Raw genomic sequence first — 22,343 nt, forward strand, 5'->3', positions numbered from 1 at the left:
TATCGTGATCAAGTCGGAATTGGTGCAGATTGTGGCCGCGCGCAATCCCCATCTCTATCACCGCGACGTGGAAAACATCGTCAACGCGGTGCTCGACGAGATCACCGACGCGCTCGCGGCCGGAAATCGCGTCGAATTGCGCGGTTTCGGCGCCTTCTCGGTGAAGAACCGTCCGTCGCGTTCGGGGCGCAACCCGCGCACCGGCGATGCCGTCTTCGTCGAGGAAAAATGGGTGCCGTTCTTCAAGACCGGCAAGGAATTGCGCGAACGCCTCAACCCGGGCAGCGCCGACATCGACGACGACGATTGATCGTTCCGGCCGGCAGCCCTATCTCAATTTTTGCCCCGCTGCCGCCACGGAAGCGCTGTAAGGACAGAAGGCCATGACGAAAAAAATCATCAATCTCATCATCCTTCTGCCGCTCGGCATCCTGCTCGTCGTCCTTTCGGTCGCCAACCGCCAGAGCGTCACGATGGCGCTCAACCCGTTCCGGCCGGAAGACCAGGTCCTCGGCATCACCGCGCCGTTCTTCGTTTTCCTGTTCGTTGCCCTCATCGCCGGCCTGCTGATCGGTTCCTGCGCCACCTGGCTGTCGCAGGGGCGGTATCGCAAGCGGGCGCGCAATGAGGCCAAGGTGGCCATCAAGCTGCAGGGCGAAGCCGAGACGCACAAGAAGCGTGCCGAACAGCTTGCTGCCCAAGCCACCGGTTACGGCCAGCTGCCGGCAAAGTGAGGCGCGGCCCGGTCAGGCTGCGCCATTGACCCTGGCCTGCACTGCCGCCGTGAAATCGGTAAAGAACTGCTGCGCCAGCTTTTTCGAGGTCGAATCGATCAGTCTGGCCCCGAGCTGCGCAAGCTTGCCGCCGATCTGCGCCTTGACGTCATAGACGAGCAGCGTTTCCGGACCCTCTTCCTTCAAGCTCACGTCGGCCCCGCCCTTGGCGAAACCGGCGATGCCGCCCTTGCCTTCGCCCGAAATCGTGTAGCTTTCCGGCGCATTGATGTTGGAGAGGATCACATCGCCCGTAAACGAGGCGGAGACAGGTCCGATCCTGATCTTGACCACGGCGGAAAGCTCGGTCGGCGACTTCATTTCCAGGCTTTGACAGCCCGGAATACATTGCTTGAGGATCTCGGGATCGTTGAGTGCTGCCCATACCGCATCGCGCGGTGCGGCGATCCGTTCTTCACCGGTCATGTCCATGGCGTCTACCTCCTCCATTTCCAGCAAACTATGCAGATCGGAAACCGCTTTGCCAAGCGGCGGCAGAATGCTATTTGCTGCCTTCTGTATAGAGATTGAGACGGAAAAGCCCGTGAAGAACAAAGAACGGCGGCCAGGGCCGAAAAGAACGGCCGGCACGGCTGGAAAGCCCGCCCAAGGCGGCGCGCCGAAGCAGAAAAGCTTTTCGCCGCGCCCGGAAGGCCGGCCCGCGCGGACCGCACCCGGCGGCGAAAGCCGTTCGGTCGCCCGGTCGAGCGAGGTTCCCGAAGTCGAGCAACGGCCGCTGACGGTCCGCACCGGCGAACGTCCGCCCGAGCGGGTGCCGGTCATCCTGGAATCGACCGGCGCCGGCGATTTTCACCTGATCGACAGCGGCAACGGCGAGAAGCTGGAACAGTACGGGCCTTACCGCATCGTCCGCCCGGAAGCCCAGGCGCTGTGGCCGAAAGGCCTGCCGGCGCATGTCTGGGAAAAGGCGGATGCCATCTTCACCGGCGATACCGACGAGGACGGCATGGGCCGCTGGCGGTTTCCCCGCGAGGCGCTGGGCGAGACCTGGCCGCTCAGCCTGCTCGGCATCGATTTCCTCGGTCGCTTCACCTCCTTCCGCCATGTCGGTGTCTTTCCCGAACAGATCGTCCACTGGAGCTGGGTGAAGCAGCAGGTGGAGGCCGCCGGTCGTCCGCTGAAAGTGCTCAATCTCTTCGGCTACACCGGCGTCGCCTCGCTGGTGGCGGCTGCCGCCGGTGCCGAGGTGACGCATGTCGACGCCTCGAAGAAGGCGATCGGCTGGGCGCGCGAAAACCAGTCGCTCGGCCGGCTCGACAAGCTGCCGATCCGCTGGATCTGCGAGGATGCGATGAAATTCATCCAGCGCGAGGAACGCCGCGGCAACCGCTACGACATCATCCTCACCGATCCGCCGAAGTTCGGCCGCGGGCCGAACGGCGAGGTCTGGCACCTGTTCGAGCACCTGCCGTTGATGCTCGACATCTGCCGCGAACTCCTGTCGCCGAAGGCGCACGGCCTGGTGCTGACGGCTTACTCCATCCGGGCGAGCTTCTATTCCATCCACGAGCTGATGCGCGAGACCATGCGCGGCCGCGGCGGTGTGGTGGAGTCGGGCGAACTCGTCATCCGCGAGGCGGGGCTGGACGGCAAGACGCCGGGCCGCGCGCTCTCCACATCGCTATTCAGCCGCTGGGTGCCGAAATGAACAACGATTTTCGTGACGGCGGCGCGCGCCGCGTCGGCCAGGTGAAGGAAGTCACCAGCCTTTCCAACCCGATCATCAAGGATATCAAGGCGCTCTCGCAGAAGAAGAGCCGCGACGAGACGAAATCCTTCATGGCCGAAGGGCTGAAGCTGGTCATCGACGCGCTGGAACTCGGCTGGACGATCAAGACGCTGATCTATTCCAAGGCGGCCAAGGGCAAGCCTTCGGTCGAGCAGGTGGCGGTCAAAACCGTCGCCTCCGGCGGTCTGGTGCTGGAGGTCTCCGAAAAGGTACTATCCTCGGTGACACGCCGCGACAATCCGCAGATGGTCGTCGGCATCTTCGAGCAGCGCTGGACGGCGCTCAAGGGCATCAAGCCGCAGGAGGGTGAGACCTATGTGGCGCTCGACCGCGTCCGTGATCCCGGCAATCTCGGCACCATCATCCGCACGGCAGATGCCGCCGGTGCCTCCGGCGTGATCCTCGTCGGTGAAAGCACCGATCCGTTTTCGCTGGAAACGGTGCGCGCCACCATGGGTTCGGTCTTCGCCGTCCCGCTCGCCCGGGCGACGCCGGAAGAATTCCTGGCCTGGAAGAAAACCTCGGGCACGCAGATCGTCGGCACACATCTGGCCGGCGCCGTCGATTACCGCACGATCAACTACAAGAAGAAGCCGGTGGTGCTGCTGATGGGCAACGAACAGTCCGGCCTGCCGGAAGCGCTGGCGAAGGAAGCGGATGCGCTTGCCCGCATCCCGCAAGCCGGCCGCGCCGATTCGCTCAATCTCGCCGTCGCCACCGCCGTGATGCTCTTCGAGGTCCGGCGCCATCTGCTGACGCTGGATGCGCTGGCATGAATGAAACGAAACCCTTTCTGTTCGCTCGCCCCCTGCCGATCCTCATTTTTATCTTGATTGCCGTGGTTCTCGACCAGGCGATCAAGATTGCCGTCGATACCTATCTGCCGATGCAGGAGGCGGTGCCGGTCGTGCCGTTCCTGTATCTCTACCGCACCTATAATCTCGGCGTCGCCTTTTCGATGCTGTCGGGCATGGACGGCTGGTTCATCGTCGGCATGCGCATTCTGATCGTCATCTTTGTCGTCTGGCTGTGGCGGCGCACGCCCGCCGATCACCGGTTTGCCCATACCGGCTTTGCCATGATCATCGCCGGGGCGCTCGGCAATCTGCTTGATCGGTTTCTCTACGGCCACGTCATCGATTATGTGCTGTTCCACACCGGATCGTGGTCGTTCGCCGTCTTCAATCTCGCCGACAGTTTCATCACCGTCGGCGCCTGTCTGGTGGTCGTCGACGAGTTCATGCGGCCAAAAGCGAAAAAAAACTAAAATTTTACCATTCTCCTGAAGTCTATGGGAACGAGCTGCATGTTAGCCAGGATATATGAGCAACCTGGCACAGCTTCAAAAACGCCTTTCAGCGGCCTTCGGCCCGGCTGGCGGTTCGCATGTCCCCCAGGATGACGGCCAGACGGTCGTCTCCCCGGCCTTCGCCCGTTACGACGAAGTGCATGCCGCGGAACCCGATCTGGTGGCGCCACCGGCGACGGAAGGCGATGGCGACGGGGTGGCCCGTCTCTGGCTCGGCGGCGGCGGCATGCTGGTTGCGGCATTCATCCTCGCCATGGGGCTGGGCACCGGTTTTTACACCCTTTGCGGCGCGCTCGGCGCGGTGCTTTTCGGCGCGGCGCTGATTTACGTTCTCCAGCGGCCGACGCCTGTCATGGTCCCGTGGGCCGAAAAGCCGCTGGCGGCGGCGCAGAAGCGCCAGGAAGAGATCTGGCAGGACCAGCGCTGGGAGCAGGACGAGAATGTCGGCCTGCTCGGCTCCATCCACGATGCGCTCGGCGACATCGCGCTGGTGCGCGACATGAACCGCCGTATCGTCTACGCCAACGACACGTTTCGTACGTTGACCGGCTGCGTTGCGCCTGAGGGGCGCAGCTGCGAGGAGATCGGTCTGGCCTTCCGGCCGGAAGCGGAGCCTTATCGTTTCGACGTCGAGATCGCCACGCCCTTCGGCCAGCGCATCTTCGTCTGGCACGATGTCATCGCCCGCGATGCCACCACAGGCCAGCTCAAGATCCGCAGCATCGCCCGCGATGTGACCGAGGAGCGCTTGTCGGCAAAGAGCCGCGAAGCGGCCCGCATCAAGGCGGAAAACACATCGGCGGCAAAATCCCGCCTGCTGGCGACCGTCAGCCATGAAATCCGTACGCCGCTCAGCGGCATTCTCGGCATGGGCCATCTGCTTGGCCAGACCAAAATGACCGCCGAGCAGATGAATTATGTCAACGGCATCCGTGAATCCGGCCAGGCGCTGTCGCAACTGGTGCAGGACTTGCTCGATTTCTCGACCATCGAAGTCGGCCGATTCCACCTGCATCCGCGGGCGGAATCGGTGCGGCACCTGATCGAAGGGGTCGTGGAGATGTTGTCGCACCGTGCCCATGAAAAGGAAATCGAGATCGCCTCGGCTGTCTCGCCCGATATTCCCGACGTGCTGAATTTCGATCCCGCCCGGCTGCGCCAGGTGTTGTTCAACGTCATCGGCAATGCCGTGAAGTTCACCCATGCCGGCGGCGTGCTCGTTGCTGCCACATTCGATGGTCAGCATCTGGTGATCACCGTCGAAGACACCGGTGCGGGCATGACTGCGGAAGAGCAGGCGCGTATCTTCGGCGAATTCGAGCAGGCCGGCAATGCCAGCGACAAGAGCGCCGGTACCGGCCTCGGCCTGTCGATTTCGGCGCGCATCATGCGTGAATTCGGTGGCTCGCTCAGCGCCGTCAGCGAAAAAGGCAAGGGCAGTATCTTTTCCATCCGCCTGCCGCACCAGTTGAAGGGCGAGAACCGTAGCCGTTCGCTTCGCGAGAGCGAGTTGCGCGGCAATGCCGTGCTCGTCATGGCGCCGACCGGCCCCGCCAGCCGCGCGATCCTGACGACGATCGAAGCGCTCGGCGGACGCGCGGTGCTGGCGTCTAGCCTCGCGGCGACGGAAGCAGCCCTGTTGCAGGCGGAGGAAGCCGGCACGCCGTTTACCGATGTCATCGTCGATCATCGCCTGGCTGCTGTTTTCTACGAACAGGTGGCTGGCCGCGCCGATGTCGCGCGGCTGCGCTCGATTTTCCTGGTCAATCCGGAGGAACGCAATTCCCAGCCCCAGGGCGTTTTCGACGCCTGGCTTATCCGGCCGTTGCGCGAGCGCTCGCTGGTCGATGTGTTGCGCGGCCGCATGCGCGGCATGGAAAAGCGCGACGCGCTCAACGACAACCAGCCGGGCCTGGGAGCGCCGGTGGTGCAGAAGCCGGCAACCGGCCTGTCTATCCTGCTGGCAGAAGACGATCCGATCAATGCCATGCTGGTGCGGGCAACCCTGGAGAAGGGCGGCCACAAGGTTCGATTGGTGCAGGATTTCGCAGCCCTGCTCGATGCCGTCGGCGAAGCGGAATTTCCGGATCTGATCATCACCGATCTCAACATGCCGGGCGGCGACGGCATGGAAGCGCTTGCCCGCATCCGCGCCACGGAGCGCCAGCAGGGCCACGTCGCCGTGCCGGTCATCGTGCTCTCGGCCGATGGGCGCGAGGAGGTGCGGCGTCTGGCCTTGCTCAATGGCGCCAACCGTATGTTCACCAAGCCGATCGATCCGGTCCGCCTGCTGGACGAAGTGCAGGCACTCGGCCCGATGCGCACGGTGTGGACCGAGGCAAAGTGAGGGCGTCCGTCGCTCCGCGACGGGATGTCACTTTATTGTCGCATAGAAGTGGTTTATGACGCTGAGTGCAATGGTAGCGGATGAATCGCCATGACCTTAGAGCTTTTGAACCGCGATATATCGGCCGATCAAGTGCAGACCAGCACCACTGCCAAGCCGGCAGGGACGGATGTTCTGGGGCGGATCGGCACGCTGGAAACGCGTCTGGCCCGCAACGACCGTGAGATCGAGGCTGCACAGCGCATCCGCTACAAGGTGTTCGTCGAAGAGATGAACGCCACCATCTCCCCCGATGCCATGCGCCTGCGCCGCGACTTCGACAGCTGGGATCTGATCTGCGATCATCTGCTTGTGGTCGACAATGCCATCGAAGGCGACATCGAGGACCAGATCGTCGGAACCTACCGACTGCTGCGTCAGGAGATTGCGCTGGCCAAGGGCGGTTTTTATTCCGCATCGGAATTCATGATCGATCAGCTGATCGAAAACCACCCGGACAAGCGGTTCATGGAGCTGGGCCGCTCCTGCGTGCTGCCGGATTACCGCACCAAGCGTACGGTCGAACTGCTGTGGCAGGGCAACTGGGCCTATGCGCTGAAGCACGGCATGAGCGCCATGTTCGGCTGCGCCTCCTTCCATGGCGTGTTTCCGGAAGAACATGCGCTGGCCCTGTCCTTCCTGCACCACAATGTCGCCGCCCGCGACGCGTGGGCCGTCAAGGCACGTCCGGAGCTTTACCACAATATGGACCTGATGCCGGCTGAAGGCATCAACGCCCGCAAGGCGCTGATGGCGATGCCGCCGCTGATCAAGGGCTATCTGCGCCTCGGCGCCATGGTGGGCGAAGGTGCGGTCATCGACCATGCCTTCAACACGACCGACGTGCTGATCGTCCTGCCGATCGCTTCGATTTCGGATCGCTACATCAATTATTACGGCGCCGATGCCGGTCGCTTTGCGAGCTGAAGCCTGTCGTTAGCCGAACGGCTGCACAGCTGCTGATAAACGCAAAAACCTCTCTTCCGTCACCCTCGGGCTTGGCCCGAGGATCTGCCGTCGTATCCTAAGTCGTTGACGATAAAGGCATGTCTGGCGTGATCGGCACAAGGCCGAGCATGACGGTGCCGGGAAAATGGCCCTCACCGGCACCTTCAAAAACGATCAGGTCCCGGCATTGTAGGCGGCGATGGCCGCCATGTTGACGATGTCGCTGTCCTTTGCGCCCATTGAGGTGATCTGCACCGACTTGTCGAGGCCGACGAGCAGCGGGCCGATGACGGTGGAGCCACCGAGTTCCTGCAGCATCTTCGTCGAGATCGAGGCCGAGTGGAAGGCGGGCATGACGAGCACGTTGGCCGTGCCGGAGAGCCGGCAGAACGGGTACTGCTCCATTACCTTGCCGTTCAACGCCACGTCGGCAGCCATTTCACCGTCATACTCGAAGTCGACGCGACGACGGTCGAGGATCTTCACCGCCTCGCGGACACGCTCGGAACGCTCGCCGGTCGGATGGCCGAAGGTGGAATAGGCAAGCATTGCCACGCGCGGCTCGTAACCCATGCGCCGGGCAATCCCGGCGGCTTCCTCGGCGATATCGGCCAGCTCTTCTGCCGACGGCATGTCGTGGACCGCCGTATCGGCGACGAACACCGTGCGGCCGCGGGTCAGCGCCAGCGAAACGCCGATCACCCGGTGTCCCGGCTTGGCGTCGATACAGCGACGCACTTCTTCCAGCGCGGTGGAGTAGTTGCGGGTCGTGCCCGTCACCATGGCGTCGGCATCGCCGAGCGCCACCATGCAGGCCGCAAAATGGTTGCGGTCGGTCTTGATCAGCCGCTGCACGTCGCGCAGCAGATACCCTTTCCGCTGCAGCCGGGCATAGAGGAAGTCGGTATAGGCTTCGACACGTGTGGAAATGCGGGCGTTGACGATCTCGATGCCCGGACGGTCGAGTTCGATGCCGGCGCGTTCCGCCGTGGCGCGGATCAGGTCCTCGCGGCCGAGCAGCACGGCGGTGCCGAGCTGCTGGTTGGCGTAGGAGATCGCCGCGCGCATGACCTGCTCTTCCTCCGCCTCGGCGAAGACGACGCGCTTGGGATGGCGGCGCACGCGCTCATAAAGCCGCTGCAATGTCGAGGCGATCGGATCGCGGCGCGCGGACAGTTCGCGGCCATAGGCTTCCAGGCTTGGAATATCGCGGCGGGCGACACCGCTATCGATCGCCGCCTTCGCCACGGCCATCGGGATTGCCGAAATGAGCCGGGGATCGAAGGGCACTGGGATGATGTATTGCGGCCCGAACCGTGGGCGAACCCCCTGATAGGCGGCGGCGACGTCGTCCGGCACATCCTCGCGGGCAAGGCTTGCCAGCGCCCGAGCGGCGGCGATCTTCATCGCGTCGTTGATCGTCGAGGCGCGCACGTCGAGTGCGCCGCGGAAGATGTAGGGGAAACCGAGCACGTTGTTGACCTGGTTCGGATAGTCCGAGCGGCCGGTCGCCATGATCGCGTCGTCGCGGATGCGGGCGACTTCTTCCGGGGTGATTTCCGGGTCGGGATTGGCCATGGCGAAGATGATCGGCTTCGGTGCCATGGAGCGGATCATGTCTTCGGTGAAGGCGCCCTTCTGCGACAAGCCGAAAACGACGTCGGCGCCGTTCATCGCTTCTTCCAATGAGCGGCGGTCGGTCTTGACCGCATGCGCCGATTTCCACTGGTTCATGCCTTCGGTGCGGCCCTGGTAGATGACGCCCTTGGTGTCGCAGAGGATGATGTTTTCCGGGTTGAAGCCCATCGACTTGATCAGCTCGACGCAGGCGATGGCCGCGGCACCCGCGCCGTTGCAGACGAGGCGCGTGGTTTTCAGGTCGCGGCCGGTCAGCTCCAGCGCGTTGATCAGGCCGGCGGCGGCGATGATGGCGGTGCCGTGCTGGTCGTCATGGAAGACGGGGATGTCCATCAGCTCGCGCAGGCGGCTTTCGATGATGAAACATTCCGGCGCCTTGATGTCTTCAAGGTTGATGCCGCCGAAGGAGGGGCCGAGGTAACGCACGCAGTTGATGAACTCGTCGACATTTTCCGTATCGACTTCGAGGTCGATGGAATCGACATCGGCAAACCGCTTGAAGAGCACGGACTTGCCTTCCATCACCGGCTTGGAGGCCAGCGCACCCAAATTGCCAAGGCCGAGGATCGCCGTGCCGTTGGAAATGACCGCCACCATGTTGCCGCGTGTTGTATAGTCGTAGGCGGTGGCCGGATCTGCGGCGATCGCCTTGACGGGAACGGCAACGCCGGGGGAATAGGCGAGCGACAGGTCGCGTTGCGTCGCCATCGGCTTGGTGGGCGTGATCTCCAGCTTGCCGGGCCGTCCCTGGGAATGAAAATCCAGCGCTTCCTGTTCCGTCACGATGGCGCGTGTCCGCCGGCCCTTGTCTGCTTCCGACATATTTCCTCTACCTAGCTGTGGGCAGCCGCTTGATCGACCGTCCTTCTTATTGTGTTCGTTCCACTCGGGCCGTTATGTTGCATGACTTTCCCGACATGAAAACAGCTAGATCGTGACAAACAGTTTTTCCCCCATCGCGGAGCCGTTGACGGCAGCCACGCTCGCCTCCGACGAAAGCCGGGCATCGGCAACGCCGATGATGGAGCAGTATATCGAGATCAAGGCCAACAATCCCGGCTCGCTGCTGTTCTATCGCATGGGCGATTTCTACGAGCTGTTTTTCGAGGATGCCGTCGATGCCTCGCGGGCGCTGGGCATCACGCTGACCAAGCGTGGCCAGCATCTTGGCCAGGACATTCCGATGTGCGGCGTGCCGGTGCATGCCGCCGACGACTACCTGCAGAAGCTGATTTCTCTCGGTTTTCGCGTCGCCGTCTGCGAACAGGTGGAAGATCCGGCCGAGGCGAAGAAGCGCGGCTCTAAATCCGTCGTCCGGCGCGATGTCGTGCGGCTGGTGACGCCGGGGACGATCACCGAGGAGAAGCTGCTTTCGCCTTCGGAATCCAATTACCTGATGACGCTTGCCCGCATTCGCGGCGGCAGCGGTGCGGTGATGGCGCTGGCCTGGATCGATATTTCCACCGGCGTCTTCCGCCTGGCGGAAACCGAGGCGGGCCGGCTGCTGGCCGATATCCTGCGCATCGATCCGCGGGAGCTGATTGTTGCGGATACGCTGTTTCACGATCCGGAGCTGAAACCCGCCTTCGACGTGCTGGGCCGCGTCGTCGTGCCGCAACCGGCCGTGCTCTTCGACAGCGCCACGGCGGAAACCCGCATCGCCCGGTATTACAACGTCGGCACGCTCGACGGTTTCGGCAGCTTTTCCCGCGCCGAGCATGCAGCGGCGGCGGCCGCCGTCGCCTATGTGGAGAAGACCCAGATCGCCGAGCGCCCGCCGCTCGGCCGGCCGGAGCGCGAAAGTGCCGCCTCCACCCTGTTCATCGATCCCGCCACCCGCGCCAACCTGGAACTGACCCGCACGCTTGCCGGCGACCGCAACGGTTCGCTGCTGAAGGCGATCGACCGGACCGTCACCGGCGGCGGCGCGCGCCTGCTTGCCGAACGGCTGATGTCGCCGCTCACCGATGCCGATGCAATTGGCCGCAGGCTCGATTCCATCGGCTTCCTGATGAGCGAACCCTCGCTCTGCGGCGACTTGCGCGATGCGTTGAAACACGTGCCGGACATGCCCCGCGCCCTGTCGCGGCTGGCGCTCGACCGCGGTGGCCCGCGTGATCTCGGCGCCATCCGCTACGGCCTCGGAGCCGCGGCGCAGGTGGCGCGTTTCCTTGGCGAACGATTGCTGCCGGAAGAGCTGCAGGAGGCCGTGGCCGGGCTTGCCGCCTTGCCGTCCGGGCTCGAATCCTGGCTGGGCGGGATGCTGTCCGACGAATTGCCGCTTTTGAAGCGCGACGGTGGTTTTCTCGCCCGGGGCGCCAATCCGGAGCTCGACGAAGTGCGGGCGCTGCGCGACGAATCGCGCCGGGTGATTGCCGGCCTGCAACTGCAATATGCCGAAGAAACCGGCATAAAGTCGCTGAAGATCAAGCACAACAACGTGCTCGGCTATTTCATCGAAGTTACCGCCGGCAACGCCGGCACGATGACCGATACGCCGGAAGCCAAGGCCCGCTTCATCCATCGCCAGACCATGGCAAGCGCCATGCGTTTCACCACCACCGAGCTTGCCGATCTGGAAAGCCGCATCGCCAACGCCGCCGACCGGGCGCTGACGATCGAACTTGCCGCTTTCGACGAGATGGTGAAAGCCGTCGTCGGCGAAGCGGAAAAGATCAAGGCCGGTGCCCGGGCGCTTGCCGCCATCGATGTCGGGGCAGGGCTGGCGTTGTTGGCCGAGGAGCAGAATTATTGTCGTCCGCTGGTCGATGCCTCGACGATGTTCGCCATTTCGGGTGGGCGTCATCCGGTGGTCGAGCAGGCGCTGCGGCGGCAATCCGCCAATCCGTTCGTTGCAAACAACTGCGACCTGTCGCCGAAGGACGGCGAGGCGCTGGGGGCGATCTGGCTGCTGACCGGTCCGAACATGGGCGGTAAGTCGACTTTCCTGCGCCAGAATGCCCTGATCGCCATCCTGGCGCAGATGGGCTCCTTCGTGCCGGCGACCTCGGCCCATATCGGCGTCGTCGACCGGCTGTTCTCCCGCGTCGGCGCCTCCGACGATCTGGCGCGGGGCCGCTCCACCTTCATGGTCGAGATGGTCGAGACGGCGGCGATCCTCAACCAGGCGACGGAACGTTCGCTGGTTATCCTCGACGAAATCGGCCGCGGCACCGCCACCTTCGACGGCCTGTCGATTGCCTGGGCGGCGGTGGAGCACCTGCACGAGATCAATCGCTGCCGCGGCCTGTTCGCCACGCATTTCCACGAGCTGACCGTGCTGTCGGAAAAGCTCTCCCGTCTCTCCAATGCGACGATGCGGGTGAAGGAATGGCATGGCGACGTCATCTTCCTGCACGAGGTCGGACCGGGGGCGGCGGATCGCTCCTACGGCATCCAGGTGGCCCGTCTTGCCGGCCTGCCGGCCTCCGTGGTGTCGCGTGCCCGCGACGTGCTGACCAAGCTGGAGGATGCCGACCGCAAGAACCCGGCAAGCCAGCTGATCGACGACCTGCCGCTGTTCCAGGTGGCCGTGCGCCGCGAGGAACAGAAACGTGCCGGCCCCTCGAAGGTCGAGGAGGCGCTGAAGGGCTTGGCGCTCGACGACATGACGCCGCGTGAGGCGCTGGATGCGTTGTATGACCTGAAGAAGCAACTCGATGCCGAGAAGCGATAGTTGTGCTCCGGTGCTGTTGCCCCTCACCCTAACCCTCTCCCCGTGAAACGGGGAGAGGGGACTTGCCTCATGTGACGCTGATGACTGGGGAAACTGGTGCGGCATATCCCCCTTCTCCCCGTGAAACGGGGAGAACGTGCCCGGCAGGGCGGATAAGGGGCCTCCCGCGAACCGCTCGTCACTTCTCCAGCAACGTCTTGCGCAGGAAGATGGCGGTCTGGAAGAAGATCTGCTTGTGCAGTTCAACGCGCGGAATGTCGCCGCCGTCTTCGCAGATCGGTTCTTCCTCGCCGTAACGCTTCAGCACCTCGGCACCGTTCGGATTGCACACGCCGAGGAAGGTGAAGTGCGTGGCGGCGGGAATGGCCGCATATTTGGCGCCTGGAATTTCCTTGAACATCTGATCGGAACGGACGCCGGGCATGATGGCGTCACCCTCGCCGAGATTGATCACCAGTGTTGGCACGGCCATCGTCTTCAGGCTGTCGGGCTGGTAGGCCATGGCAAAACCGGGATCGACGGCGACGAGGGCGGAAAGGCGCGGGTCACGATAGCTGCCTTCGAATGCCGTGCGGTCCACCTTCGACAAATCGACGCCGCCGCGCAAAAACCAGTTGCAGCGGCCATCCTTGCCGTCCGCCGTCTGGCAATAATCGCCGAAGGCACTGAGCGAGGCCTGCGCGCCGGCCGCCAGCATCATGCTGGTGCCGCCAAGCGAAAAGCCGATGCCGCCGATGCGGTCCTTGTCGATGACCGTGGACCAGTCCGGATCGGCGAGCAGCGTATCGATCAGGGCGGAAATATCCTGCGGCCGCTCCCAGATCTTGAAGCTTTCGACCGGAATGGAATCGCCTGACGTGCTGTGCAGGTGGTTGGGAGCGGCGACGATGAAGCCGTTGCGGGCAAGCTCGGTCGACAGCCAGCCGAGCGAGGCGGCATTGCCGCCCGAGCCGTGGCTAAGGATCACCAGCGGGAATTTTTCCTGAACGGGCGTGGCGTTGCGCCGGGCCGGCACGCCGGTCCACAGATCGTCGGCGCCAAGCGTGTAGGCATCGCCATCCTGTTTGGCGGGGTAGGTGATCAGCACGGATTCGGCAGCCGCGCGGTGCGATGGGGTGATGGTGATCCATTTCGTGCCGGCCTCGAAGGCGGCGGCCGGGGTCAGGGCGTCGATCAGCGTCGTGGCGACGGTGAAGACCGAGATGACGAGAGTGTGGAGCATCGTGCATTCCTAGTGTGGTTGAGGATGCTCGGGAGAAAATGCCATACCCCTCGTTCTTTCGACCTCGAACGTGATAGAGGTCTCCCGGATCATGATGTCGGTCGTCCTCTTTACGGGTTCCTAGCGTGCTTTCCGTTCCCTTGCCCTTCATCGTCGGCCTTGCCGTGGCGCTGACGCTCTATCGCAGCCTGAGGGGTGTCGAGGCGCCAGGGTCGCGTGGCTATTTCATTGCCTTCCTGTTGCTCTATGCGCTGCAGGGCATGATTGTTGGCCTGCGTTTCGGCTATGGCATTCAGGTGCTGGAGCCGGTGCAGCCGGTCACGGCCTCGATCATGCCGCCGCTCGCTTTCCTGGCCTTCCGGGCGCTGGCGGAGCCGCCGCCGCAAAGGCCATGGCTGCATATCGCCGGCCCGCTGGCGATGCTTTCCGCAATGATGGTCGATACCAACTGGGTCGATCCACTGCTGCTTTTCCTCTTCTCCTTCTATGGCATCGCGCTGTTCCGCCTGACGCTGGTTCCTGACGGCGCCATGGTGGCGGCGCCGTTCCACCGCGCCGGGCCGGTGCTCAGGGCAGCGCGGCTGACGGCCGGCCTGATGCTGTTCTTTGCCGTCAGCGATGCGGGTCTGGCGCTGTATACGACCCATTACGGCAATAGCGATGTGCCGTCGGCGGTGGGCCTGATGAACCTCGCCGTCGTTGCCGGGCTGCTGATCTACTATCTCTCCGGTGACATCCTGCCGGCCGCCACGCCGGTCGCAGCGCCGGTGGGGCATGTCAGCGATATGGACCAGGCCCTGTTGGCGCAGGTTACGGCGGCGCTGGATGAGGGCGCAATCTACAAGGATGAAAATCTCAGCCTCGCCAAGCTGGCCCGCAAGGCCGGCATGCCGTCACGCGAGGTCTCGGCCGTCATCAATCGCGCCGCCGGCATCAATGTGTCGCAATTCGTCAACAACCGTCGTGTCGCGGAAGCCTGCCGGCTGCTGCGCGATACGTCCTCGCCGATGACAGACATCATGTTCGCTTCGGGTTTCGGCACCAAGTCCAACTTCAACCGGGAATTCCGGCGCGTCACCGGCGCAAGCCCGCGCCAATGGCGTGCAAGCGGCAAGCGGTTGTGATAAGGCGGCGGCGCGACCTATATAGGAAACGAGTTGGCAAGGCTTCCGCACTATCCTCGGCGCCAGCCTGCCCACAGCCACAATGAGGCGCTACCCGCATGCAGACGCAACGTACCTCGCGCCAGGTCCTGGCCGCGATCGGCAATCAGGAGGCCGGCCGGCCCGCCATGCTTAGAGATCATCTCGATTTTTCCGCCATTCTCGACGTCGAGGCGCTCCGGGCCGAATGCGAGGCGCTGACGCTAAAACATCCGCCGAAATCGGATGCCTTGCGCTCGGCACTGCTTGTTACGCTGAAGAAAGCAAGCAGCGAGGGCCGGGAAAAAGCAAAACAGATCTTCCTGCAGGAAGGCGGCGGCCTCAACTGCGCCTATCGGATTTCGTGGCTGCAGGACCAGCTGATCGCCACGCTCTATGGCTTCGTCATCGCCCATATCCAGCCGCTGAAGCCCGATGACATCGCCGTCAGCGCCGTCGGCGGTTATGGCCGCGATACGCTGGCACCCGGCTCCGACATCGACCTGCTGTTCCTCTTCCCGCCGAAGCCCACCGATGCCATGCGCAAGGCGGTGGAGTTCATGCTCTACATTCTCTGGGACATGGGCTTCAAGGTCGGCCATTCCTCGCGCACCATCGAGGAGTGCATCCGCCTTTCCAAGGAAGACATGACGATCCGCACCGCGATCCTCGAAACGCGTTACATCTGCGGCGCGGCGGCGCTGGTGAAGGAACTCGAAAGCCGGTTCGACAAGGAAGTCACCGCCGGCACCGGCCCGGAATTCATCGCCGCTAAGCTGGCGGAACGCGATACCCGCCACCGCAAGGCCGGCGACACGCGTTATCTCGTCGAGCCCAACGTCAAGGAAGGCAAGGGTGGCCTGCGCGATCTGCACACGCTGTTCTGGATCGCCAAATATTATTACCATGTGCGCGATGCCGCCGACCTCGTGAAGCTCGGCGTGCTTTCGAAGCAGGAATTGTCGTTGTTCCTCAAGTCGGAAGATTTCCTCTGGGCGGTGCGCTGCCACATGCATTTCCTGACCGGCAAATCGGAGGAACGGCTGTCCTTCGATATCCAGCGGGAAATCGCCGAGGCGCTGGGGTATCACTCGCGCCCCGGCCTTTCGGCCGTCGAGCGCTTCATGAAGCACTACTTCCTGGTCGCCAAGGATGTCGGAGATCTCACCCGAATCTTCTGCGCCGCGCTGGAAGAACAGCAAGCCAAGGCGACACCGGGGTTGACCGGCATGATCAGCCGTTTTGCCCATCGCAGCCGCAAGATCCCCGGCACCATCGAGTTCGTCGAGGATCGCGGCCGCATCGCGCTCGCCAACCCTGACGTCTTCAAGAAGGACCCGGTCAGCATCATCCGGCTGTTCCATGTCGCCGACATCCACGGTCTGGAGTTCCATCCGGATGCTCTGCGGCGGCTCACCCGCTCCTTCTCGCTGATCGACAATGCGCTGCGCGAGAACGAGGAGGCCAACCGGCTGTTCCTGTCGATCCTGACGTCGCCGCGCGACCCGGCGCTGATCCTGCGGCGGATGAACGAGGCGGGCGTGCTCGGCCGCTTCATTCCGGAATTCGGCAAGATCGTCTCGATGATGCAGTTCAATATGTATCATCACTATACGGTGGACGAACACTTGCTGCGCACCGTCGAGGTGCTGTCGGAGATCGAGAAGGGCAGGGCGGACGACATCCATCCGTTGATCACCAAGCTGATGCCGGGCATCGAGGATCGCGAGACGCTGTATGTCGCCGTGCTTCTGCACGACATCGCCAAGGGCCGGCAGGAGGATCATTCGATCGCAGGCGCCCGTGTCTGCCGCAAGCTTGCGCCGCGCTTCGGCCTCAACCCGAAGCAGACGGAAATGGTGGTCTGGCTGGTCGAGGAACACCTGACCATGTCGATGGTGGCGCAGACCCGCGACCTGAACGACCGCAAGACGATCACCGATTTCGCCGAGCGGGTGCAGTCGCTCGACCGCCTGAAGATGCTCCTGGTGCTCACCGTCTGCGATATCCGCGCCGTCGGTCCGGGTGTCTGGAACGGCTGGAAGGGCCAGTTGTTGCGCACGCTCTATTACGAAACCGAGCTGCTGCTCGCCGGCGGCTTTTCCGAAGTCTCGCGCAAGGAACGCGCCAAGGCGGCGGCCGAAGACCTTTATAATGCGCTGGACGACTGGAGCCAGAAGGACCGCAAGACCTATTCGAAGCTGCATTACCAGCCCTATCTGCTCTCCGTGCCACTGGAAGACCAGGTGCGCCATGCGGCGTTCATCCGCGAGGCCGACAAGGCTGGCAAGGCGCTGGCGACGATGGTGCGCACCCATTCCTTCCACGCGATCACCGAGATCACCGTGCTCTCGCCCGACCATCCGCGCCTGCTTGCCGTCATCGCCGGTGCTTGTGCGGCCGCCGGCGCCAACATCGCCGACGCGCAGATCTTTACGACGTCCGATGGCCGGGCGCTTGATACCATCCTCGTCAACCGCGAATTCCCCAACGACGAGGACGAAATGCGCCGCGCCGCCACCATCGGCAAGATGATCGAGGACGTGCTTTCCGGCGCCAAGCGCCTGCCGGAAGTCATCGCCACGCGCACCAAGAACCGCAAGAAGAACCGTGCCTTCGTCATCCCGCCCTCGGCGGTGATCTCGAATACGCTGTCGAACAAGTTTTCCGTCGTCGAGGTGGAGTGCCTGGACAGGCCCGGCCTGCTGTCGGAAATCACCGCCGTGCTCTCCGATCTGTCGCTCGACATCCATTCGGCGCGCATCACCACCTTTGGTGAAAAGGTCATCGACACCTTCTATGTCACGGATCTCGTCGGCCAGAAGCTCGTCAACGAGAACAAGCGCGCCAATGTCATCGCCCGCCTGAAGGCCGTCATGAGCGAGCAGGAGGACGAAGTGAGGGCACGGATGCCGTCCGGCATCATCGCGCCGATGGTTGTCCGGTCTGCGCCCGTGGCGAAAAAGACGAAGTCCGACGCATGAGCCTGGTCAAGAAATTCGCAACCGTCGGCGGGGCGACGCTGGGCAGCCGCATCTTTGGTTTCGTCCGTGAAAGCCTGATGGCCGCGGCGCTGGGTACCGGCCCGATGGCCGATGCCTTCAATGCCGCCTTCCGTTTTCCCAACACGTTTCGTCGCCTGTTTGCCGAAGGCGCCTTCAACTCCGCCTTCGTGCCGCTGTTTGCCAAGGAGATCGAGCAGCAGGGCATGGATGGTGCCCGCCGCTTTTCCGAAGAGGTGTTCGGCGTCCTGTTCACGGTGCTGATGGTGCTGACCATCGCCATGGAGCTGTCCATGCCGTTCCTGGTGCGCACCGTCGTGGCGCCGGGCTTCTTGAGCGATCCGCTGAAATTCGAAAACACGGTTTCGCTCGCCACCATCATGTTCCCCTATCTCGCCTGCATGTCGTTGGCGTCGATGATGGGCGGCATGCTGAATTCGCTGCATCGCTATTTCGCCGCGGCGATTGCGCCGGTCTTCCTCAACATCATCCTGATCGCCGTGCTGGCTTACGCCTGGTATCGCGGCATGGATGCGGTGATGGTCGGCCATGCGCTGGCCTGGGGCGTGATGGCCTCGGGCTTCGTGCAATTGGCCATCGTCTGGATCGCGGTGCGCAATGCCGGTATCAAGATCGGTTTCCGCCGGCCGCGCTTCACCGCCAACGTACGACGCCTGCTGGTGCTTGCCTTGCCGGCGGCGATCACCGGCGGCATCACCCAGATCAACCTGCTGATCAACACCAATATCGCCTCGGGCAAGGAGGGCGCGGTGTCCTCGTTGGTCTATGCCGACCGCATCTACCAGCTGCCGCTCGGCGTCGTCGGCATCGCTGTTGCCACCGTGCTCCTGCCGGAACTGGCTCGCGCCTTGCGCGGTGGCCACCGACAGGAAGCTGACAACCTGCAGAACCGCTCGGTTGAATTCACCCTGTTCCTCACTTTGCCGGCTGCCGCTGCCCTTCTGGTGATGGCCGAGCCGATTGTCCGCCTCGTTTTCGAGCGCGGCCGGTTTACCTCGGAATCGACGCTGATCGTTTCGCATATCCTCGGCATATACGGCCTCGGCCTGCCGGCTTTCGTGCTGATCAAAGCCTTCATCCCCGGCTTCTTCGCCCGTGAAGACACCCGCACGCCAATGATCTTTGCCGGTATTTCCGTTGCCGCCAACGTCACCCTGGCGCTCACCCTGTTCCCGCGGCTGGGCGGCGCCGGCATCGCCATCGCCGAAGTCGTTGCCGGATGGGTGAATGCGGTGCTGCTGTTTGGCACGCTGGTCTGGCGCGGCCACTGGGGGCGGGATATTCCGCTTTTGACCCGCATTCCCCGTCTGGTGCTGGCTGCCGCCGTCATGGCTGCCGCCATCTATTTCGCCATCGACTGGCTGGCCTATCCGCTTTCCGCCGCAGCACCGCTTTCGGTTCGCGCCGGCACGCTTGCGGCGCTGATCGCGGCCGCCATGGTCGTCTATTTCGGCATCGCCTTCGCCAGCGGCGGCGCAAACCTCGGCATGGTCCGCCGCAACCTCAAGCGCAAGGGCGCAAAACCGGCACCGGAGGCCGCCAGCGATGAATAAGACCTCTTCGGCTCCTGCCGGCGTTTTCCTCGTCACCCTCGTCGTCGACGATTACGACCGGGCGCTTGCCTTTTATTGCGGCGCGCTGGGTTTCGATTGCGTCTCCGATGCCGTTCAGCCGGAGGGCAAGCGCTGGGTGGTGGTGCGCCCGCCCGGCGCAGCCGGCGCCGGCCTGTTGTTGGCTAAGGCGGAAGGCGCCAAGCAGCAGGCGGCGATCGGCAACCAGACCGGCGGTCGGGTCGGCTTCTTCCTCGAAACGCCGGATTTTGCCCGCGACCATGCGAAGATGGTCGCCCACGGTGTGGAATTTCGCGAGATGCCAAGAAAAGAGGTTTATGGCACGGTTGCCGTTTTCGCCGATCCTTACGGCAATCTCTGGGATCTCATCGAACCTGCTGCCCCTGCCGAATAGCCAAAACCTTTTATTTTCAGCGGTTCCACGCCGCCCCTTGATTGCGGCCGTGCCGCCGTGCATAAGCCGCGACGTTAGCAACATGGGCGTCTGCCCTGGGGCCCTCCACCAGCCTAATCGAGGACATCTAGATCATGGGTGAATTCCAGAAGCTCGTCTTCTCCGGCGTACAACCGACCGGCAATCTCCATCTCGGCAATTATCTCGGCGCGATCCGCAAGTTCGTCGCCCTGCAGGACGGCAACGACTGCATCTATTGCGTCGTCGACCTGCATTCGATCACCGCCCAGCTCGTCCATGAGGACCTGCCCGGCCAGATCCGCTCGATTGCCGCCGCCTTCATCGCTTCGGGCATCGATCCGGTCAAGCATATCGTCTTCAACCAGTCGGCCGTGCCGCAGCATGCGGAACTCGCCTGGATCTTCAATTGCGTCGCCCGCATCGGCTGGATGAACCGCATGACGCAGTTCAAGGACAAGGCCGGCAAGGACCGCGAGAACGCCTCGCTCGGCCTGCTCGCCTATCCGAGCCTGATGGCCGCCGACATCCTCGTCTATCGCGGCACGCATGTGCCGGTTGGCGACGACCAGAAGCAGCACCTGGAGCTTGCCCGCGACATCGCCATGAAGTTCAACCTCGATTATCAGGCGCATATCCGCAAGGCCGGCTACGGCACGGATATCACCGTCGGCGACGAGCCGGTGCATGCCTATTTCCCGATGGTCGAGCCGCTGATCGACGGCCCGGCACCGCGCGTGATGAGCCTGCGCGACGGCACCAAGAAGATGTCGAAATCCGATCCGTCTGACCTGTCGCGCATCAACCTGATGGACGACGAGGACGCGATCTCCAAGAAGATCCGCAAGGCGAAGACCGATCCGGATGGCCTGCCGAGCGAATCCGAAGGCCTCAAGGGCCGCCCCGAGGCGGACAACCTCGTCGGCATCTATGCCGCGCTCGCCGACAAGTCGAAGGTGGACGTTCTGGCCGAATTCGGCGGCCAGCAGTTCTCCGTCTTCAAGCCGGCGCTGATCGACCTTGCAGTCAACGTGCTGTCGCCGATCACCGGCGAGATGCGTCGCCTGATGGACGACACGTCGCACATCGACGCCATCCTGCGCGATGGTGGCGAGCGCGCCCGCGCCCGCGCCGAAAAAACCATGAAGGAAGTGCGCGACATCATCGGATTCCTGCAGTAATGTCCGAACCGTTTGGGCAGGCCGCCGGCGTCTGCCCAAATCGGATATTGCAATCCGCCCCCGTCCGGTGGCAAAGTTTGCAGCATGGTATCTAAACGTCTTTCGCGCCTGGAAGGTCACAGGCGCAAGTTCATGGCCGTCATCGACGGTACCCCAGAATGTCAGCGCGCGGTGCATTATGCCGGGCGCCGCGCCAAGAATTCCAACGGCGGTCTCATCCTCCTCTACGTGATCCCCGAGGGCGATTTCCAGCAATGGCTGGGCGTCGAAGAGATCATGCGCGCCGAGGCGCGCGAGGAAGCCGAAGCCACCCTCGCCAAGGCGGCCCAGACCGTGCGCGAAACCATCGGCATCGAGCCGGAAATGGTCATCCGGGAAGGCAGCGCTGCCGTGCAGATCGTCGGGCTGATCGAGGAGGACCGGGATATCGCCATCCTGGTTCTCGCCGCCGGTTCGGCCAAGGAAGGGCCGGGACCGCTGGTCTCCTCCGTCGCCGGGCGCGGCTCGGCTTTCCCCATCCCGGTGACGATCCTGCCGGATACGCTGACAAACGAAGAAATCGACGCGCTCTGCTGATGCGGGCGGACGACAAATCCCCGCTACGGGCTTGAAGCCGGTCTCCGATCGGCTTATTTTTGAAGAATTCTAGAGCACGATCCGACCGGAGCGAAACCAGGTCGAAAAGATCGTGCTTCAAATGAAGCACAGCGGCCGCGCCTTGAACCGGTCCGCATGGAGAGAAAAATGTTCATTCAGACCGAAGCGACCCCCAATCCTTCGACGCTCAAGTTCCTGCCCGGCAAGGTGGTGATGGACGAAGGCACCGCGGATTTCCGCAATCCGAACGATGCCATGGCCTCGCCGCTGGCGACGCGGCTGTTTGCCGTGCCGGGCGTCACCGGGGTGTTTTTCGGTTATGATTTCATCACCGTCACCAAGGACGGCGCCGAGTGGCAGCACCTGAAGCCGGCGATCCTCGGCACGATCATGGAGCATTTCATGTCCGGCGCGCCTGTCATGGGTGCAGGCGCCCAGGCAGGCGCCGATCTCTCCGACGGCGAAGAATTCTTCGATGACGGCGACGAGACCATCGTCGAGACCATCAAGGAGCTTCTGGAAACGCGGGTCCGCCCGGCCGTTGCCCAGGATGGCGGCGACATCACCTTCCGCGGCTTCCGCGATGGCACTGTCTTCCTCAACATGAAGGGTTCCTGTGCCGGCTGCCCGTCGTCGACGGCGACGCTGAAGCATGGCGTCCAGAACCTGCTGCGCCACTTCGTGCCGGAAGTCCGGGAAGTGGAAGCTGTTTGAT

At 63.4% G+C, this 22,343-nt stretch carries 18 protein-coding genes; 15 read left to right on the plus strand and 3 right to left on the minus strand.

The features are described from left to right. Positions 1 to 4 precede the first annotated feature (4 nt). Both ACSQ3I_RS01515 and ACSQ3I_RS01520 read left to right on the plus strand, forming a co-directional pair. Positions 5 to 310 carry an integration host factor subunit beta gene (locus ACSQ3I_RS01515; RefSeq protein ID WP_435995579.1) on the plus strand — a complete coding sequence of 102 codons (306 nt, stop codon included), beginning with the start codon at positions 5 to 7 and terminating at the stop codon, positions 308 to 310. Between the two features lie 73 nt (positions 311 to 383). Beyond that, positions 384 to 734, plus strand: coding sequence for a DUF1049 domain-containing protein (locus ACSQ3I_RS01520; RefSeq protein ID WP_435995580.1), 351 nt, complete (start codon positions 384 to 386; stop codon positions 732 to 734). Positions 735 to 746: 12 nt separating this feature from the next. On the opposite strand, the gene ACSQ3I_RS01525 is transcribed toward ACSQ3I_RS01520, so the two are convergent. Next, the gene (locus ACSQ3I_RS01525; RefSeq protein ID WP_435995581.1) at positions 747 to 1,205 is read right to left on the minus strand and encodes a CoxG family protein; all 459 of its coding nucleotides are present in this window, start codon (positions 1,203 to 1,205) and stop codon (positions 747 to 749) included. A gap of 67 nt (positions 1,206 to 1,272) precedes the next feature. Between ACSQ3I_RS01525 and ACSQ3I_RS01530 the strand changes: the two genes are divergently transcribed. The 5 genes from ACSQ3I_RS01530 to ACSQ3I_RS01550 all read left to right on the plus strand — a co-directional run bounded on the left by ACSQ3I_RS01530 (position 1,273) and on the right by ACSQ3I_RS01550 (position 7,145). Next, positions 1,273 to 2,442 carry a class I SAM-dependent methyltransferase gene (locus ACSQ3I_RS01530; RefSeq protein WP_435995582.1) on the plus strand — a complete coding sequence of 390 codons (1,170 nt, stop codon included), beginning with the start codon at positions 1,273 to 1,275 and terminating at the stop codon, positions 2,440 to 2,442. Further along, on the plus strand, positions 2,439 to 3,299 hold the full coding sequence (locus ACSQ3I_RS01535) for a TrmH family RNA methyltransferase (RefSeq protein ID WP_435995583.1): 861 nt from the start codon (positions 2,439 to 2,441) through the stop codon (positions 3,297 to 3,299). The genes ACSQ3I_RS01530 and ACSQ3I_RS01535 overlap by 4 nt, the downstream gene beginning before the upstream one ends. Further along, positions 3,296 to 3,790, plus strand: a complete 495-nt coding sequence (gene lspA / locus ACSQ3I_RS01540; RefSeq protein ID WP_435995584.1) for a signal peptidase II — start codon at positions 3,296 to 3,298, stop codon at positions 3,788 to 3,790. The genes ACSQ3I_RS01535 and lspA overlap by 4 nt, the downstream gene beginning before the upstream one ends. Positions 3,791 to 3,845: 55 nt before the next feature. After that, positions 3,846 to 6,179: an ATP-binding response regulator gene (locus ACSQ3I_RS01545; RefSeq protein WP_435995585.1), complete on the plus strand. Its 2,334-nt coding sequence runs from the start codon at positions 3,846 to 3,848 to the stop codon at positions 6,177 to 6,179. Between the two features lie 90 nt (positions 6,180 to 6,269). After that, positions 6,270 to 7,145, plus strand: a complete 876-nt coding sequence (locus ACSQ3I_RS01550) for a GNAT family N-acetyltransferase (RefSeq protein WP_435995586.1) — start codon at positions 6,270 to 6,272, stop codon at positions 7,143 to 7,145. 195 nt (positions 7,146 to 7,340) lie between these two features. Here ACSQ3I_RS01550 and ACSQ3I_RS01555 read toward each other — a convergent pair whose 3' ends face one another. Beyond that, positions 7,341 to 9,626, minus strand: a complete 2,286-nt coding sequence (locus ACSQ3I_RS01555) for an NADP-dependent malic enzyme (protein ID WP_435995587.1) — start codon at positions 9,624 to 9,626, stop codon at positions 7,341 to 7,343. A gap of 196 nt (positions 9,627 to 9,822) precedes the next feature. On the opposite strand from ACSQ3I_RS01555, the gene mutS reads away from it, so the two are divergent. Continuing rightward, positions 9,823 to 12,480 (plus strand): DNA mismatch repair protein MutS, encoded by a 2,658-nt coding sequence (gene mutS, locus ACSQ3I_RS01560; protein WP_435996246.1) that lies wholly within the window; start codon positions 9,823 to 9,825, stop codon positions 12,478 to 12,480. Positions 12,481 to 12,658: 178 nt separating this feature from the next. Here the strand turns inward: mutS and ACSQ3I_RS01565 are convergent, their stop codons facing one another. Next, positions 12,659 to 13,702 carry an alpha/beta hydrolase family protein gene (locus ACSQ3I_RS01565; RefSeq protein WP_435995588.1) on the minus strand — a complete coding sequence of 348 codons (1,044 nt, stop codon included), beginning with the start codon at positions 13,700 to 13,702 and terminating at the stop codon, positions 12,659 to 12,661. A gap of 125 nt (positions 13,703 to 13,827) precedes the next feature. Here ACSQ3I_RS01565 and ACSQ3I_RS01570 point away from each other — a divergent pair, with 125 nt between their 5' ends. The 7 genes from ACSQ3I_RS01570 (at position 13,828) to ACSQ3I_RS01600 (ending at position 22,342) form a co-directional block, all read left to right on the plus strand. Further along, complete coding sequence (locus ACSQ3I_RS01570; RefSeq protein ID WP_435995589.1) at positions 13,828 to 14,826, plus strand: helix-turn-helix domain-containing protein; 999 nt, start codon at positions 13,828 to 13,830, stop codon at positions 14,824 to 14,826. Positions 14,827 to 14,924: 98 nt separating this feature from the next. Then, positions 14,925 to 17,828 (plus strand): [protein-PII] uridylyltransferase, encoded by a 2,904-nt coding sequence (locus ACSQ3I_RS01575; RefSeq protein WP_435995590.1) that lies wholly within the window; start codon positions 14,925 to 14,927, stop codon positions 17,826 to 17,828. Next, the gene (gene murJ, locus ACSQ3I_RS01580; RefSeq protein WP_435995591.1) at positions 17,825 to 19,420 is read left to right on the plus strand and encodes a murein biosynthesis integral membrane protein MurJ; all 1,596 of its coding nucleotides are present in this window, start codon (positions 17,825 to 17,827) and stop codon (positions 19,418 to 19,420) included. Before ACSQ3I_RS01575 ends, murJ begins: the two co-directional genes overlap by 4 nt. Beyond that, complete coding sequence (locus ACSQ3I_RS01585) at positions 19,413 to 19,832, plus strand: VOC family protein (RefSeq protein ID WP_435995592.1); 420 nt, start codon at positions 19,413 to 19,415, stop codon at positions 19,830 to 19,832. The genes murJ and ACSQ3I_RS01585 overlap by 8 nt, the downstream gene beginning before the upstream one ends. Before the next feature lie 134 nt (positions 19,833 to 19,966). Next, positions 19,967 to 21,031 (plus strand): tryptophan--tRNA ligase, encoded by a 1,065-nt coding sequence (gene trpS / locus ACSQ3I_RS01590; protein WP_435995593.1) that lies wholly within the window; start codon positions 19,967 to 19,969, stop codon positions 21,029 to 21,031. 84 nt (positions 21,032 to 21,115) lie between these two features. Then, positions 21,116 to 21,607 (plus strand): universal stress protein, encoded by a 492-nt coding sequence (locus ACSQ3I_RS01595; protein WP_435995594.1) that lies wholly within the window; start codon positions 21,116 to 21,118, stop codon positions 21,605 to 21,607. 168 nt (positions 21,608 to 21,775) lie between these two features. Further along, complete coding sequence (locus ACSQ3I_RS01600; RefSeq protein WP_435995595.1) at positions 21,776 to 22,342, plus strand: NifU family protein; 567 nt, start codon at positions 21,776 to 21,778, stop codon at positions 22,340 to 22,342. The last annotated feature ends 1 nt before the right edge of the window (position 22,343 follow it).

The organism is Rhizobium sp. LjRoot30 (assembly GCF_964253915.1).
Taxonomy (GTDB): Bacteria; Pseudomonadota; Alphaproteobacteria; order Rhizobiales; family Rhizobiaceae; genus Metarhizobium.